This is a genomic window from Xenorhabdus stockiae (assembly GCF_002632825.1).
In the GTDB taxonomy this organism is placed as follows: Bacteria; Pseudomonadota; Gammaproteobacteria; order Enterobacterales; family Enterobacteriaceae; genus Xenorhabdus; species Xenorhabdus stockiae.
Genome location: NZ_NJAJ01000147.1, coordinates 1 through 505, shown reverse-complemented (window position 1 = coordinate 505; position 505 = coordinate 1). Strand labels below are relative to the sequence as shown.

The 505-nt window shown below is 42.4% G+C and carries 1 protein-coding gene; it reads right to left on the bottom strand.

What is annotated here, in order from left to right; all coding sequences use genetic code 11:
• On the bottom strand, positions 1-415 hold a 415-nt coding region (locus tag Xsto_RS20865), incomplete at its 3' end, for an IS5 family transposase (protein WP_141554567.1).
• Positions 416-505 lie beyond the last annotated feature (90 nt).

Below are 505 nucleotides of genomic sequence, written 5' to 3'. Positions count from 1 at the left end.
GCTCAAAATGGACAGGAAAACCGTAACTGTCTACGGCTAAATGGATTTTGGTTGAGAGTCCGCCACAACTTTTACCTATGGCCTCATTTTCCTCTGAGGCGGCACCCGCACTATGCTGATGTGCTCGGATAATACTGCCATCAATAAACAACCATTCAGTATCCGTGTCTTCAGACAGCATTTTGAATAATAAATCAAAAATGCCTTTTTTTGACCACGCATTAAAACGTCTGAATACGGTGTTCCATTTGCCAAATTCATCCGGCAATTCACGCCATGGAATACCTGTTCTCATCCGGTAAAGAATGCCTTCGAAAGTCAGTCGGTGTTCCTCTTTATTGTAGATAAGCTCATTTTGTTGCATGAATAAAAATAGCTTATTCCACAAAGGAGCTGGTAACATAGTTCTTGGCATGATGTTCTCAAGGTAACGGTTTTTTGGCGAAAACAAGGATACCAGATCATCATGCCGTTCCAATTCCCCTCACAAAACATCCACAGCCCC